Annotated in this window: 16 protein-coding genes, 1 tRNA gene and 1 pseudogene; 16 read left to right on the forward strand and 2 right to left on the reverse strand. The window is 49.4% G+C overall.

What is annotated here, in order from left to right; translation table 11 throughout:
* Positions 1-166 precede the first annotated feature (166 nt).
* Together hemH and tgt are read right to left on the reverse strand one after the other, a co-directional pair.
* Positions 167-1249, reverse strand: coding sequence for a ferrochelatase (hemH, locus tag KEM39_RS06125; protein WP_118997506.1), 1083 nt, complete (start codon positions 1247-1249; stop codon positions 167-169).
* A 9-nt stretch (positions 1250-1258) separates the two neighbouring features.
* Positions 1259-2374 carry a tRNA guanosine(34) transglycosylase Tgt gene (gene tgt / locus KEM39_RS06130; RefSeq protein ID WP_118997505.1) on the reverse strand — a complete coding sequence of 372 codons (1116 nt, stop codon included), beginning with the start codon at positions 2372-2374 and terminating at the stop codon, positions 1259-1261.
* A 178-nt stretch (positions 2375-2552) separates the two neighbouring features.
* On the opposite strand from tgt, the gene KEM39_RS06135 reads away from it, so the two are divergent.
* The 16 genes and pseudogenes from KEM39_RS06135 (at position 2553) to bioD (ending at position 15662) form a co-directional block, all read left to right on the forward strand.
* Positions 2553-2629 (forward strand) — tRNA-Val (locus tag KEM39_RS06135).
* A gap of 52 nt (positions 2630-2681) precedes the next feature.
* Complete coding sequence (gene thrS / locus KEM39_RS06140; protein WP_118997559.1) at positions 2682-4595, forward strand: threonine--tRNA ligase; 1914 nt, start codon at positions 2682-2684, stop codon at positions 4593-4595.
* Positions 4596-4612: 17 nt separating this feature from the next.
* Positions 4613-5134: a translation initiation factor IF-3 gene (gene infC, locus KEM39_RS06145; protein WP_079453677.1), complete on the forward strand. Its 522-nt coding sequence runs from the start codon at positions 4613-4615 to the stop codon at positions 5132-5134.
* A 146-nt stretch (positions 5135-5280) separates the two neighbouring features.
* Positions 5281-5478, forward strand: coding sequence for a 50S ribosomal protein L35 (rpmI, locus tag KEM39_RS06150; protein ID WP_002232040.1), 198 nt, complete (start codon positions 5281-5283; stop codon positions 5476-5478).
* A 12-nt stretch (positions 5479-5490) separates the two neighbouring features.
* Entirely contained in the window at positions 5491-5850 is a 360-nt protein-coding gene (gene rplT / locus KEM39_RS06155) for a 50S ribosomal protein L20 (protein WP_002225461.1), read from the forward strand.
* A 240-nt stretch (positions 5851-6090) separates the two neighbouring features.
* Positions 6091-7083: a phenylalanine--tRNA ligase subunit alpha gene (gene pheS / locus KEM39_RS06160; RefSeq protein WP_118997504.1), complete on the forward strand. Its 993-nt coding sequence runs from the start codon at positions 6091-6093 to the stop codon at positions 7081-7083.
* Positions 7084-7139: 56 nt separating this feature from the next.
* Positions 7140-7577, forward strand: coding sequence for a very short patch repair endonuclease (locus KEM39_RS06165; protein ID WP_025457284.1), 438 nt, complete (start codon positions 7140-7142; stop codon positions 7575-7577).
* Positions 7555-8655, forward strand: a complete 1101-nt coding sequence (locus tag KEM39_RS06170; RefSeq protein WP_100084322.1) for a DNA cytosine methyltransferase — start codon at positions 7555-7557, stop codon at positions 8653-8655. The genes KEM39_RS06165 and KEM39_RS06170 overlap by 23 nt, the downstream gene beginning before the upstream one ends.
* On the forward strand, positions 8652-9749 hold the full coding sequence (locus tag KEM39_RS06175) for an HpaII family restriction endonuclease (RefSeq protein WP_030002100.1): 1098 nt from the start codon (positions 8652-8654) through the stop codon (positions 9747-9749). Before KEM39_RS06170 ends, KEM39_RS06175 begins: the two co-directional genes overlap by 4 nt.
* Positions 9750-9775: 26 nt before the next feature.
* Positions 9776-12139, forward strand: coding sequence for a phenylalanine--tRNA ligase subunit beta (gene pheT / locus KEM39_RS06180; RefSeq protein WP_118997503.1), 2364 nt, complete (start codon positions 9776-9778; stop codon positions 12137-12139).
* A gap of 73 nt (positions 12140-12212) precedes the next feature.
* Entirely contained in the window at positions 12213-12515 is a 303-nt protein-coding gene (locus KEM39_RS06185; protein WP_003675494.1) for an integration host factor subunit alpha, read from the forward strand.
* Entirely contained in the window at positions 12499-12807 is a 309-nt protein-coding gene (locus KEM39_RS06190) for a hypothetical protein (protein WP_118997502.1), read from the forward strand. Before KEM39_RS06185 ends, KEM39_RS06190 begins: the two co-directional genes overlap by 17 nt.
* A gap of 37 nt (positions 12808-12844) precedes the next feature.
* Positions 12845-13002, forward strand: a pseudogene (locus KEM39_RS12005) (IS5/IS1182 family transposase); the annotation flags it as partial.
* 85 nt (positions 13003-13087) lie between these two features.
* A complete protein-coding gene (locus tag KEM39_RS06195) occupies positions 13088-13576 on the forward strand; it encodes an FxsA family protein (protein ID WP_118997501.1) in 489 nt (162 codons plus the stop codon).
* A 140-nt stretch (positions 13577-13716) separates the two neighbouring features.
* The gene (gene bioA, locus KEM39_RS06200) at positions 13717-15018 is read left to right on the forward strand and encodes an adenosylmethionine--8-amino-7-oxononanoate transaminase (RefSeq protein WP_211709704.1); all 1302 of its coding nucleotides are present in this window, start codon (positions 13717-13719) and stop codon (positions 15016-15018) included.
* Positions 15015-15662, forward strand: a complete 648-nt coding sequence (gene bioD / locus KEM39_RS06205; RefSeq protein WP_211709705.1) for a dethiobiotin synthase — start codon at positions 15015-15017, stop codon at positions 15660-15662. Before bioA ends, bioD begins: the two co-directional genes overlap by 4 nt.
* The last annotated feature ends 1 nt before the right edge of the window (position 15663 follow it).

Raw genomic sequence — 15663 nt, forward strand, 5'->3', positions numbered from 1 at the left:
AATAGTACGGCAAGGCGAGGCAACGCCGTACTGGTTTAAATTTAATCCACTATAAGGTTGCACTTGATGTGTTGTTCAGCATAGATGCCATCATACGCTAAAGTAGCGGGAAAATGCCGTCTGAACACGGCGTTCAGACGGCATTTTAGACATGGGTCAAACAGTTTCAACGCCAGCCACCAAGGTTTTCTTCGGCAAGTGCGACGAGTGCGTCTATCCAGTCGGGGTTGTCGTTGAGGCAGGGGATATAGCGGTAGCTTTTGCCGCCTGCTTCGTAAAACTGTTCGCGCCCCATCAGGGCGATTTCTTCCATGGTTTCCAAACAGTCTGCCAAAAAGCCCGGGCAGAATACGTCCAGCTCGGTTACCCCCTGTTTGGGCAGTTTGCCGAACAAATCCTGCGTGCTCGGTGTAACCCATTTTGCCCTGCCGAATTGGCTTTGGAACGATACGACATATTGGTCTTCGGTCAGTTCCAGTGCTTCGGCAAGCAGTTTGGCGGTGTGGCGGCACTCGTCGGGATAGGGGTCGCCGAGGTCGTGGTGCTTCTGCGGTACGCCGTGAAAACTCAACATCAGTTTTTTCCCGCGCCCGTGTTCCGCCCAATATCGGAGGATGTGGTTTTTCATCGCATCAATGTAGCCGGTATCGTCATAAAAGCGCGAAACGGTGCGGACGCTCATTTGGTTCCGTTGCAGCAGTAATTGTTCGCACACTTTATCTACTGCCGCTCCGCTGCTGGAAGCGGCATATTGCGGGTACATCGGGATGACCAGCAGTCTGCCCGCGCCTTGCGCCTTCAGTTCCGACAATACGTCTGCCACCGAAGGATTGCCGTAGGTCATAGCGTGGCGGACGATGAGGTCGGGCATACGTTCGGCAAGCGCGGCAGCTTGGCGTGCGGTGTAAACTTCTAGGGGCGAACCTTCCTTAAACCAGATTTTTTCATAGGCGTGTGCGCTTTTTTTGGGGCGCAACGTCAGTACCAGACCATGCAGAATGGGATACCACAGCCATTTGGGCAGTTCGACGATGCGCCGGTCGGTCAGAAAGGACTTCAGATAAGGTCGTACCGCCTGCGCGGTCGGCGCGTCGGGTGTGCCGAGGTTCAACAGCAAAACGGCGGTACGGTTTTGTTGCGTATAGGAAAGGGAGGGTTCTGGAAGGAATGGAAGCATGATCGGTTTCTGAAAAATAGTGCGGGTAGGGTAAAGCGACAAAATGCCGTCTGAAGCGGCTTCAGACGGCATTGCCGGGAGTCAGTCCACACCGCGTGCGCGGTTTTCGTGGAATCGCGCCTGCCAGTCGGCAAATTTGCCTTGTTCTATGGCATCGCGCATTTCCGCCATAATGACTTGGTAGAAATGCAGATTGTGGATGGTGTTGAGCTGTGCGCCCAAGATTTCGCCGGCGCGGTGCAGATGGTGCAGGTAGGCGCGGCTGAAGTTTTGGCAGGCGTAGCAGGTGCAGCTTTCGTCTATCGGACGCTTGTCGAGCTTGTGTTTGGCGTTTTTGATTTTCAAATCGCCGAAACGGGTAAACAGCCAGCCGTTGCGCGCATTGCGGGTGGGCATCACGCAGTCGAACATATCGATGCCGTGCGCCACGCCGTACACGAGGTCTTCCGGCGTGCCTACGCCCATCAGGTAATGCGGCTTGTGTTCGGGCAGCATCGGACCGACGGCGCGCAGCATACGGTACATTTCGGGCTTGGGTTCTCCGACGGACAAACCGCCGACGGCAAGGCCGGGAAAATCAAATTCCTCCAAACCGCGCAGCGATTCTTCGCGCAAATCCTCATACATCGCGCCTTGTACAATGCCAAACAGCGCATTTGGGTTTTTCAGGTCTTCAAAAGCCTTTTTGCTTCGTTCTGCCCAGCGCAGGCTCATTTGCAGAGATTTTTGCGCTTGGCTGTGCGTTGCTTCTCCAGGGGTGCATTCGTCCAACTGCATCACGATGTCGGAATTCAATACGGTTTGGATTTTCATCGACACTTCGGGCGAGAGGAACAGTTTGTCGCCGTTGATCGGGCTTTTAAACGTACAGCCTTCTTCCGTCAGCTTGCGCATATCCGACAAAGAAAAAACCTGAAAACCGCCCGAGTCGGTCAGAATCGGTTTGTCCCAGCCGATAAAACCGTGCAGACCGCCGAATTGCCCGATAACTTCCAAACCCGGACGCAGCCACAAATGATAAGTGTTGCCCAAAATAATTTGCGCCTTGATGTCGTGCAGGTTTTGCGGGTTCATCGCTTTGACCGAACCGTAAGTACCGACAGGCATAAATACGGGCGTTTCGATTTTGCCGTGGTTCAACTCCAGCGTGCCGCGTCGGGCGTATCCGTCTTTTTTGTGTAAAGTAAATTTAAGCATAAGATTGAATGTCAGTTGGGCGACAGGGGTCGAAATATATTTTAAAAGACGGCATTATAAATGATTTCCCACGGTTTTTCAGACGGCATCCCCAAATCTTGCCACAATGTTGCATAAAGAAATGCATATACCTCTTGCAAAAATTAAAACGACCCGATAAAATGCGAAAATTCTTTGAAGGCACGTAGCTCAGTTGGTTAGAGCACCACCTTGACATGGTGGGGGTCGTTGGTTCGAATCCAATCGTGCCTACCAAATCCCCATAACGGCATTTATGCCGTTATTTTTTAATCTTTCGGAGCGTTTGATGTTGAATATTACCTTGCCGGACGGCTCAGTCCGCCAATACGAATCCCCCGTTACCGTGGCTCAAATTGCTGCGTCTATCGGTGCCGGTTTGGCGAAGGCGGCGGTGGCAGGCAAGGTAAACGGCAAATTGGTCGATGCGTGCGACCCGATTGTTGAAGATTCTGCTGTTCAAATCATTACTCCGAAAGATCAGGAAGGCATCGAAATCATCCGCCATTCCTGCGCGCATCTTGTCGGGCATGCCGTCAAGCAACTCTATCCTAATGCAAAAATGGTTATCGGCCCCGTCATTGAAGAGGGCTTTTATTACGACATCGCCACGGAAAAACCGTTTACACCGGAAGATGTTGCCGCCATTGAAGCGCGTATGAAAGAATTGATTGCCCAAGACTATGATGTGGTCAAAATCATGACTCCGCGTGCGGAGGCGATTAAAATTTTTCAAGAGCGCGGCGAAGAATACAAACTGCGCCTGATTGACGATATGCCCGAAGTGGAAGCGATGGGGATGTATCATCACCAGGAATATGTCGATATGTGCCGCGGCCCGCACGTTCCGAATACCCGTTTCCTGAAAAACTTCAAACTGACCAAGTTGGCGGGCGCATACTGGCGCGGCGACAGCAACAATGAAATGCTGCAACGCATATACGGTACGGCTTGGGCGACAAAAGACGAGTTGAAAGCCTATATTCAACGTATCGAAGAAGCCGAAAAGCGCGACCACCGCAAACTTGGCAAGCAATTGGATCTGTTCCATCTGCAAGACGAAGCACCGGGCATGGTGTTCTGGCATCCTAAAGGCTGGGCTTTGTGGCAAGTGATTGAACAGCATATGCGTAAAGAGTTGAATGCTGCCGGTTATAAAGAGGTAAAAACGCCTCAGATTATGGATAAAACCTTCTGGGAAAAATCCGGCCACTGGGAAAACTATAAAGACAATATGTTCGTGACCAGTTCAGAAAAACGCGAATACGCGGTGAAACCGATGAACTGTCCGGGTCATGTGCAAATTTTTAATAACGGTTTGCGCTCATATCGCGATTTGCCGATGCGTTTGGCCGAGTTCGGTTCTTGCCACCGCAATGAACCAAGCGGTGCATTGCATGGTCTGATGCGTGTTCGCGGTTTTGTGCAAGATGATGCGCATATCTTCTGTACCGAAGATCAAATCGTTGATGAAGCACGTGCATTCAATGAATTGCTGGTTCGTATTTACAAACAATTCGGCTTCCATGATGTTGCTGTGAAGTTGTCCCTCCGCCCTGAACAACGTGCAGGTTCTGACGAAGTTTGGGATAAGGCCGAACAAGGCTTGCGTGATGCATTGACCGCTTGTGGCGTAGAGTGGGAAGAGTTGCCTAGCGAAGGTGCATTCTATGGTCCTAAGATTGAGTATCATGTCAAAGATGCCTTGGGTCGCTCTTGGCAGTGCGGTACCCTGCAGTTGGACTTTGTATTGCCGGAGCGTTTGAATGCCGAATATGTAACTGAAAACAACGACCGCGCGCGTCCTGTAATGTTGCACCGTGCTATTTTGGGTTCATTGGAGCGCTTCATCGGTATTCTGATTGAAAACCATGCAGGCTCATTCCCATTGTGGCTTGCGCCGGTTCAAATGGTGATTATGAATATCACCGAGAACCAAGCAGATTATTGTCGCGAAGTGGCTGCCAAATTGCAGGCGGCAGGCTTCCGTGTCGAATTGGATTTGCGTAACGAAAAAATCGGCTACAAAATCCGTGACAACAGCCAATACCGTTTCCCTTATCAAATCGTTGTCGGCGATAAAGAGAAACAAGAAAACAAAGTTGCGGTACGCCGCAAAGCAGAAGACTTGGGTTCTTTGAATGTAGATGATTTTATTGCGCAATTGCAGCAAGAAATCACTGACGCCCTCGTCAATCATTAATTTTTATAGGAGTATTCATCATCGCTCAAGAACGCGAAGCACGAATCAATGGTGAAATTACCGCCAAAGAAGTGCGATTAATCAGTGAGTCAGGCGATCAGCTTGGTGTCGTTTCAGTTCGTGAAGCTCTGGCTATGGCCGAAGAGCAAGATGTCGATTTGGTAGAAATTTCCCCGACTGCCAAGCCGCCCGTATGCAAACTGATGGATTACGGTAAATACAAATACCAACAAGCCAAGAAGCGCGACGAAGCCAAGAAAAACCAAAAGCAGGTACAAATCAAGGAAATTAAATTCCGTCCGGGTACTGATGAAGGCGACTATCAAATCAAGATGCGCAACATCAACCGCTTCCTTGCCGATGGTGACAAAGTCAAAGTGACATTGCGTTTCCGCGGTCGTGAGATGGCTCACCAACAATTGGGTGCCCAACTGCTTGAACGCGTAAAAGAAGAGTTGGCTGAAGTGGCACAAATCGAGTCTTTCCCTAAAATGGAAGGCCGCCAAATGGTGATGATGATTGCGCCGAAGAAAAAATAAAGCTATAATCCTCCGCTTACTCCGATTGCCGCTTCGGAGTAAGTTTTTAATTGCGGCAAAAAACCGTGGCATTGTGGGTTCAAGTGTTTGAAACCGATGTTTTAAAACCCCCTAATGCCTTATCCGATAACGAATGGAGTTTTCCCATGCCTAAAATGAAAACCAAGTCTAGCGCGAAAAAACGCTTTAAAGTACTGGGTAACGGCGGTGTGAAACGCGCTCATGCGTTCAAACGCCACATCTTGACTAAAAAGACCACCAAAAACAAACGCCAATTGCGCGGTACCTCTATGGTAAATGATCGCGATTTGGCTTCTGTTGCTAAAATGTTACCCTACGCTTAAGGAGTTTAGAATATGCCACGCGTAAAACGCGGTGTTACCGCCCGTGCCCGTCACCAAAAAATCTTCGCGTTAGCCAAAGGCTATCGCGGTCGTCGTAAAAACGTTTACCGAGTTGCCAAGCAGGCGGTAATGAAAGCCGGTCAATACGCATACCGTGACCGCCGCCAACGCAAACGCCAATTCCGTCAATTGTGGATTGTCCGTATCAATGCAGGTACGCGTGAAAACGGGTTGTCTTACAGCAAATTTATGAACGGTCTGAAACGCGCCTCTATCGAAATCGACCGCAAAGTATTGGCTGATTTGGCCGTGTTCGATAAAGCCGCTTTTGCACAATTGGTTGAAAAAGCCAAAGCTGCTTTGGCTGCTTAATCCAAAAAATTGAAAAGGAAGCTGCGGCTTCCTTTTTTCTTTGTTTGTGGAAATTCTATGTGATTGATTTTCTTTCTTTAAAGTCTATTTTTTTAAATAAATTTGCGTTAAAATACAGAAAATTTATCCAATGGATTGGCCGTGAAGAAAATAAGGTCGTCTGAAGAGTCTGATATGTCAGGCTATACAGGCGACCTCGTTGTTTCAGGTGGCATATCATTAATTGACAGACTTGATATTATGGAAAATGTAAACCGTATCGTTGCAGAAGGCATTGCTGCAGTAGAAGCTGCGCAAGACTTCAACGCTCTAGAACAAATCAAAGCCCGTTATCTTGGCAAAACTGGCGAGTTGACCGGACTTCTGAAAACCTTAGGTCAAATGTTGCCTGAAGAGCGCAAAACCATAGGTGCGCATATCAATGAGTGTAAAAACCAGTTTCAGACGGCCTTTAACAATAAACGCGATGCCCTCAACGAAGCCAAGCTGCAAGCCCGGCTTGCCGCCGAAGCCCTTGACATTACCCTGCCCGGGCGCGCTCAGGAAGGTGGCAGCCTGCATCCCGTAACCCTGACCTTGCAACGTGTGGTCGAGCTGTTCCACGGAATGGGTTTTGAAGTGGCGGATGGGCCTGAAATCGAAGATGATTTCCACAATTTCCAAGCCTTGAACATCCCTGCAAACCATCCTGCCCGCGCCATGCAGGATACGTTTTACGTTGAAAACGGCGATGTTTTGCGTACGCACACTTCCCCGATTCAAATCCGCTATATGCTCGATAAAAAAGAGCCGCCCATCCGCATTATCGCCCCCGGCCGCGTTTACCGTGTGGACAGCGATGCTACGCACTCGCCCATGTTCCACCAAGCTGAAGGTCTGTGGGTGGAAGAGGGCGTAACCTTCGCCGATTTGAAAGCCGTGTTCACCGATTTCATCCGCCGCTTTTTCGAACGCGATGATTTGCAAGTACGTTTCCGCCCGTCTTTCTTCCCGTTCACTGAACCGTCCGCCGAAATCGACATTATGGGCGAAAACGGCAAATGGCTGGAAGTCGGCGGCTGCGGCATGGTGCATCCCAACGTGTTGAAAAACGTGAATATCGACCCCGAGAAATACACCGGTTTCGCCTTCGGCATCGGTCTCGACCGTTTCGCCATGTTGCGTTACAACGTGAATGATTTGCGACTGTTTTTTGATAACGATTTGAACTTTTTGAAGCAGTTTGCAAAATAATTGTGCAGGCTGCCTGAACCTGGGAAAGCAGCCTGCACATTTTCAGGTAGCCCGAAATGGACAGATTAACCCCCGAGCAACGCAAAAAATGTATGCAGTCCAACAAAAGCAAGGGGACGAAACCCGAGCTTGTGTTGGCAAAAGCGATGTGGGCTTTGGGACTCAGGTATCGGAAAAATAGCGGAAGCATTTTTGGGAAACCTGATTTTTCATTTAAAAAATATAAAGTTGCCGTTTTTGTCGATGGCGAGTTTTGGCACGGCAAGGATTGGGAACGGAGAAAAGCGGAAATAAAGGGCAACCGCGAATTTTGGATTGCCAAAATTGAACGCAATATCCGAAGGGATGTGGAAGTAACAGGCCGTCTGAAGACCGAGGGCTGGGCGGTTTTACGTTTTTGGAGTAATGATGTCGTTAAAAATGCAGGCTGCCATGCCGAAAAAGTCAAAGAAATCATCCAAACAAGACGAATTGATTTACAAAAACAAGATTAAGGAAGATGGGCAGGATGAACGGTTAAAAGAAAAAGCAGCACAATACCGCCTTTTTGAAAACAACGATACTTTTCAGACGGTCTTGAAACCCAAATTTACCTTTATCGACTTGTTCGCAGGTATCGGGGGCTTCCGCATCGCGATGCAGAACTTGGGCGGGGAATGCGTGTTTTCGAGCGAGTGGGACGAAAAAGCCAAACTGACGTACGAAGCCAATTTCGGAGAAGTGCCGTTTGGCGATATTACTTTGGAAGAAACCAAACAATACATTCCGAAGCAATTTGATGTGCTGTGTGCGGGTTTCCCCTGTCAGGCATTTTCGATTGCCGGACGGCGCGGGGGGTTTGAAGATACGCGAGGCACATTGTTTTTCGATGTGGCGGAAATTATCCGCAGGCATCGTCCCAAGGCATTCTTTTTGGAAAACGTAAAAGGATTGACCAATCACGACCGAGGCAGGACGTTGCAGACGATATTGAATACGCTGAGGGAAGATTTGGGGTATTTTGTACCCGAGCCGAAAATTGTCAACGCAAAGGATTTCGGCGTGCCGCAAAACCGCGAAAGGATTTTTATTGTTGGCTTTCGGGGAGATACTAATATTAAAGATTTCGAATATCCCGAACCAACAGGAATTCAGGTAGCCTTTAAGGATATACGGGAAAAAGATACCGTGCCGACAAAATATTATTTGTCCACCCAATACATCGATACTTTAAGAAAACACAAACAAAGGCATGAGGAAAAGGGTAATGGGTTTGGATATGAAATTATTCCCGATGACGGGATTGCCAATGCGATTGTCGTCGGCGGCATGGGGCGGGAGCGGAATTTGATCATCGACAAACGCATTACCGATTTCACGCCGACCACTAACATCAAAGGCGAGGTCAACCGCGAGGGAATCAGAAAAATGACCCCGCGCGAATGGGCAAGGCTGCAAGGTTTTCCCGAAACATTCAAAATCCCTGTCGCGGATGCTTCCGCATACAAACAGTTTGGCAACTCGGTTGCCGTACCGGCGATTCAGGCAGTGGCTGAGAAAATAATCTGCAAGTTGGAGGAAATCAAATCATGACGGAATTCTCAGGTAATCGCGGGGAATGGAGCGAACCTTATGTTTTATTAAAGCTTCTTGCTGATGGTGAATTGGCATTGGGAGATAGTAATTTAAATAAGATAAAGGGTTTGATTTTGCCTATCTTGTCCATCCTTCGGGAAGAGCGAAGTCAGAAATTTTCATATTCGAATAATAAGCAAAATGTTGTAATAGAACTCGCTGGAAGGAATCTTTTTCAAATAGCAGTTAATGAATTTAAAGAAAAAGCAGAATTTCTTTTAAAAAGCATTAAAGTAGGCGCGTTAAAGGGAAATGAGAAGAAAGGAAGCTTTACAATTCCAGAAATCGAAGATTTTTTGCGTCAAATAGGATGTACAAAATTAAGCGAAAAATCTCAGTCAAAAAGTGATATTCATATCGTTGTACATGATGTACGTACTGGACTTTGTCCGTTGTTGGGTTTCAGCATTAAATCCGAACTGGGCAGTAAGGCAACTTTGTTCAATGCCAGCCAGGCAACCAATTTCACATTTGAAATTCCAAATTGGAATAATGAATTTACTGAGTCGGTCAATGGTATCGATGACAAAAAAGGCAAAGTACAAAAGAGAATTGCCAAGATTAGGGAATTGGGGTTTGATTTGAAATTTTCCCATGTGGACGGTTCAATATTCAGAAACAACCTAATGCTCATAGATAGCAAGATGCCTGAAATATTGGTTGAAATGATAAATGCTTATTATTCGGGGGAAGATGCTTCTGTCAGTGAATTGACACAAATAGCATGCTCTATTAATCCCAATAATTATGATAAACAACATAAGCACCAATTTTATGCCTATAAAATAAAACGCTTCCTGAATGATTCTGCTTTGGGGATGGTGGCGACAACTGTGTGGCAGGGGAAATATGATGCCACCGGAGGATATTTGGTAGTTAAAAATGATGGAGAAATAGTTTGTTATCATATCTATAGCAAAAATGAATTTGAAGACTATTTGTTCTTCAATACCAAATTTGATACGCCGAGTACGTCTAGGCATAATTTTGCCCGCATTTATGAAGAAAGCGGCAGATTTTTCTTTAAGTTAAATTTCCAAATCAAGATTTAATATTGTAAATAGTCAGAGAACATAACATGCAATTCTCCTACTCATGGCTGAAAACCCAAGCCGATACCGAACTTTCCGCCGATAAGCTGGAACATCTGTTAACGATGTCCGGCTTGGAAGTGGAAGAAGCCGAGACTGCCGCGCCTGCGTTTGCGGGCGTGGTGATTGCCGAAGTGAAATCCGTTGAAAAACATCCTGATGCCGACCGTTTGAACGTTACCCAAGTTGATGCCGGTACGGGTGAGTTGGTTCAGATTGTTTGTGGTGCGCCGAATGTCAAGCCGGGCATTAAAGTACCGTGTTCGTTGCCGGGTGCCGTTTTGCCGGGTAATTTCAAAATTAAGCCGACTAAAATGCGCGGCGTGGTGTCGAACGGTATGCTGTGTTCCACCGACGAACTCGGCCTGCCCGACGACGGCGTGAATGGCTTGCATATTCTGCCGCAAGATGCTCCTGTCGGTGTAAACATCCGCGAATATCTGGATTTGGACGACACGGTGTTTACGCTGAAAATCACGCCGAACCGCGCCGACTGCCTGAGCATCAAAGGTATTGCGCGCGAAGTGTCCGCGCTGACGGGGTGCGCGTTCAGGCAGCCCGAAATCCGGAAAATGCCGTCTGAAGGCGGTAAAACCCGGACTGTGAAAATTGACGCGCCTGCCGATTGCGGCCGCTTTATCAGCCGTGTGATTGAAAACGTGAACGCGCGCGCCGCCACGCCGGATTGGATGAAGCAGCGTTTGGAACGCAGCGGTATCCGCAGTATTTCCGCATTGGTGGACATCGGCAACTATGTGATGCTGGAAATCGGTCAGCCGATGCACGTTTTTGATGTCGACAAACTTTCCGGCAGCCTGCACATCCGCCGCGCGCGCGAAGGGGAAACGCTGGAATGCCTGAACGAGAAAACCGTTTCCCTGTCTGAAAATACGCTGGTCGTAGCAGATGAAAAAGGCGTGTTGAGTTTGGCAGGCTTAATGGGCGGCGCGGCGAGCGCGGTTTCAGACGGCACGCAAAATATCGTGTTGGAAGCGGCTTGGTTTGCGCCTGAAATCATCGCCGGCAAATCGCGCCAATACGGTTTCGGTTCGGATTCGTCGTTCCGCTTCGAGCGCGGCGTGGATTACCGTTTGCAGGCGGATGCCATCGAACGCGCCACCGAATTGGTTTTGCAGATTTGCGGCGGTGCGGCAGGCGAGATGGTAGAAGCGCAGGGTGCATTGCCCGAAGCGAAGCAGGTCGGATTGCGTTTGGGCCGTCTGAAAACCGTATTGGGCGTGGACATTCCTGCCGAACAGGTGGAAACCATTTTGCAACACTTGGGTCTGCAGCCTGAGAAAACGGCGGAAGGCTTCCGCGTTACCGCGCCGAGCTTTCGTTTCGACATCGAAATTGAGGCTGATTTGATTGAAGAAATCGGACGCGTTTACGGCTATGAAAACATCCCCGACGATTACACGTCAGGCCGTCTGAAAATGCTGGAACTGCCCGAAACACGCCGCCCGCGTTTTGCCGTTTACAACGAAATGGCGGCGCGCGGCTACCGCGAAGTAGTCAGCTATGCCTTCGTTGATGAGCAGTGGGAACAAGATTTTGCCGCCAACGCCGACCCCATCCGCCTGCAAAACCCGCTGGCGGCGCAATATGCCGTGATGCGTTCCACACTCATCGGCGGCTTGGTGGAAATTTTGCAAAACAACCTGAACCGCAAGCAAAACCGCGTGCGCGTGTTTGAAATCGCCCGCGTGTTCGGCAAAGGTTCAGACGGCCGGTTTGTCCAAAACGAACGCATCGGCGGTCTGTGGTACGGCGCGGCAATGCCCGAACAATGGGGCGGGAAAACGCGCAATGTGGATTTTTACGACATCAAGGCGGACGTGGAAAATCTTTTGAAAAACAAAGCAGTCGAGTTCGTTAAAACCGGACATCCCGCCCTGCATCCCGGACGTGCCGCCAATATCGTTTCAGACGGCAAAGTCATCGGCTTTGTCGGCGAACTGCATCCGAAATGGCTGCAAAAATACGACCTGCCGCAGGCGCCGCTGGTATTTGAAATCGATATGGCGGCTGTGTTGGAATGCGGAAAAACGCGCTATCGGGCCGTATCGAAATTCCAGCCGGTGCGCCGCGATTTGGCGTTTGTGATGCCGGAAGCTATGAGCCATGATGATTTGCTGCTTGTCTTGAAAGGCGCGGCAAACAAGTTGGTACAGGAAATCAGCGTGTTTGACGTGTATCGCGGCACGGGTTTGCCCGAAGGGATGAAGAGCGTGGCGGTCAAAGTGATTTTGCAGGATATGGAAAACACGCTGACGGATGAGGCGGTCGAGCCGCTTATCGGAAAACTGATTGGCGCGGCAACGGCGGCAGGGGCGCGGCTTCGCAGTTAAAAAATAAATATTCGCTTGAATTTTAAATAAAAATTGGTAATAATCCACAATTGTTACAACAGAAGGTAATCATATGACTCTCACTAAAGCCGAATTGGCCGATATTTTGGTAGACAAAGTCAGCAACGTCACCAAAAACGATGCCAAAGAAATTGTCGAACTCTTTTTTGAAGAAATCCGCAGCACTTTGGCGCGCGGCGAAGAAATCAAAATTTCCGGTTTCGGAAATTTCCAGTTGCGCGATAAGCCACAACGCCCCGGTCGTAATCCGAAAACCGGCGAGGAAGTGCCGATTACCGCCCGCCGCGTGGTAACTTTCCATGCTAGCCAGAAACTCAAAGGCATGGTGGAACATTACTATGACAAACAACGTTGATTTGACGATTCCCGCAAAACGCTATTTCACGCTGGACGAGTTGTGCAGACTGTTGCAAATCAGCCCCTATGGTTTTGCGCAATGGCAGCATGATCACGGCGTGGTTGTCGGTTACGGCGGCGAACGCTACACCCGTTTGGATGTGGTGAAACTGTTGAAACTGAAGAGCACGTTTGCGCCGTATGCAGAAGGTGCGGAATCGGGTTCGGACGGCAACCGTCCGGTTACGCTTCAGGAAATCGGAGATGGTCTGAAAGAGCTGTTGGCTGATTTGGATAAGGAATTGTGCTGATTTGAGGCCGGTTGCAGGTATGCAGCCGGTTTTGTTTTACACGCTAAAAAATAATTATAGTGGATTAACAAAAATCAGGACAAGGCGACGAAGCCGCAGACAGTACAAATAGTACGGCAAGGCGAGGCAACGCTGTACTGGTTTAAATTTAATCCACTATATTGCGTGATTTCACATTGTTTCGGCTTGAAGCACATGGTTTTGTAATCATTTACAGGCAGGTCGCTTGGAGTCCTGTTCGGGCGGTTTGCTGTTTACTTAAATATAAGGATGACGGTCAATGAGATTTTTCGGTATCGGTTTTTTGGTGCTGCTGTTTTTGGAGATTATGTCGATTGTGTGGGTTGCCGATTGGTTGGGCGGCGGCTGGGCATTGTTTCTGATGGTTACGGGTTTTGTTGTCGGCGTGCTGATGCTCAGGCATACGGGGATGTCCGGTATTTTATTGGCGGGAGCCGCAATGAGGAGCGGGGGGAAAGTGTCTGTTTATCAGATGTTGTGGCCCATCCGTTATACGGTGGCTGCGGTCTGTCTGATAAGCCCGGGATTTGTATCTTCCGTATTGGCTTTGCTGTTGCTGTTGCCGTTTAAAGGTGCTGCCGTATTGCAGCCTGTCGGGTCTGAGCATTTTTTTAATATGAACCAATCGGGTGCTAAAAAGGATACTCCCTACGATGATGACATTATCGAAGGTGAGTATACGGTTGCCGAACCTGACGGTGATAAACACCGAAATGCTATCGAACATAAAAGGGATGAGTCAATATAAACCCAATGCCGTCTGAAGATTCAGACGGCATTTTACCGTATTGAAAATAAAATGATGCAGGAGTAGGGAGGAGTGGGTTTGAGGGAGTAGAATACGAATTTCTACGCTTGAATGCAGCAATAAGAAAAGAGAGAAACTTTATGCCGTCTGAACATCAACACATATCATCATTGCTCGATTTCGACCGTACCCACCTGCTCCATCCCTATACATCTATGACCGACCCGTTGCCTGTTTATCCGGTGCGCCGCGCGGAGGGCGTGCATATCGAATTGGCGGACGGTACGCGGCTGATTGACGGGATGTCGTCTTGGTGGTGTGCGATACACGGTTACAATCATCACGTTTTAAATCAGGCGGTTGAGGTGCAGATTAAACAGATGTCGCATGTGATGTTCGGCGGTTTGACGCATGAGCCTGCGGTAGAACTGGGCAAGTTGTTGGTCGGGATTTTGCCGCAGGGGCTGGACCGTATTTTTTATGCGGATTCGGGTTCGGTTTCGGTAGAAGTCGCGCTGAAAATGGCGGTGCAATACCAGCAGGCGCGGGGTTTGCGTGCAAAACAAAATATGGCGACGGTACGGCGCGGGTATCACGGCGATACTTGGAACGCGATGTCTGTCTGCGATCCGGAAACGGGGATGCACCATATTTTCGGCAGCGCATTGCCGCAGCGTTATTTTGTCGATAATCCGAAAAGCCGTTTCGACGATGAATGGGACGAGGCGGATTTACAGCCTGTCCGCGCCTTGTTTGAAGCGCATCATGCGGATATCGCCGCCTTTATTTTAGAGCCGGTCGTGCAGGGTGCGGGCGGCATGTATTTTTATCATCCGCAGTATCTTCGCGGTTTGCGCGATTTGTGCGACGAATTTGATATCGTGTTGATTTTTGACGAAATCGCTACTGGATTCGGGCGCACGGGCAAGATGTTTGCCTGCGAACACGCGGAGGTCGTGCCGGATATTATGTGTATCGGCAAGGGTTTGAGCGGCGGCTATATGACGCTGGCGGCAGCAATCACTTCGCAAAAAGTTACCGAAACGATTTCGCGCGGCGAGGCGGGCGTGTTTATGCACGGCCCGACGTTTATGGCAAACCCGCTGGCGTGTGCCGTTGCCTGTGCTTCGGTCAAGCTGCTTTTGTCCCAAGATTGGCAGGCAAATATCCGCCGCATCGAAAGCATCTTAAAAGGCCGTCTGAAAGCCGCGTGGGACATTCGCGGCGTGAAAGACGTACGCGTTTTGGGTGCCATCGGCGTGATCGAGCTGGATAAAGGCGTGGATATGGCGCGTTTTCAAGCGGATTGCGTGGCGCAGGGCATTTGGGTGCGCCCATTCGGCAGGCTGGTGTACCTCATGCCGCCTTACATCATTTCAGACGACCTCTTGACAGAACTTGCCGGCAAAACCGTACACATTTTGAAGGAATACAGCAAATGAAAGGCGTTTACTTCGTCAGCGGCATTGATACGGACATCGGCAAAACCGTCGCCACCGGCGTATTGGCAAAACAATTGTTGCAGCAGGGCAAAAGCGTGATTACGCAAAAGCCCGTGCAAACCGGTTGCCAAGACATCGCCGAAGACATCGCCGTCCATCGTAAAATCATGGGCATACCCATGCAAGAAGCCGACAAACAAGGGCTGACCATGCCCGAAATCTTCAGCTATCCCGCCTCGCCCCATCTCGCCGCCCGACTGGACGGCAGGGCTTTGGATTTGGACAAAATCCGCACTGCCACGCAGCAGCTGGCGACGCAATACGAAATCGTCTTGGTCGAAAGCGCGGGCGGCTTGATGGTTCCGCTGACGGAAAATCTGTTAACTATTGATTATATCCGTCAGCAAGGCTATCCCGTCATTCTTGTTACCAGCGGACGGCTCGGCAGCATCAACCACACCCTGCTCAGTTTCGCCGCGCTCAAACAATACGGCATCCGCCTGCACAGCCTGATTTTCAACCATATTCACGACAGTTCCGACGAATGTGTCGCGCAAGACAGCCTGAACTATCTGCAATGCCGTCTGAAAGACAGTTTCCCCGAGGCGGAATGGTTGGAGTTGGATAAAACAGACGCGGTATAAA

Origin of the sequence: Neisseria sp. Marseille-Q1983 (genome assembly GCF_018224585.1) — a bacterium.
In the GTDB taxonomy this organism is placed as follows: Bacteria; Pseudomonadota; Gammaproteobacteria; order Burkholderiales; family Neisseriaceae; genus Neisseria; species Neisseria polysaccharea.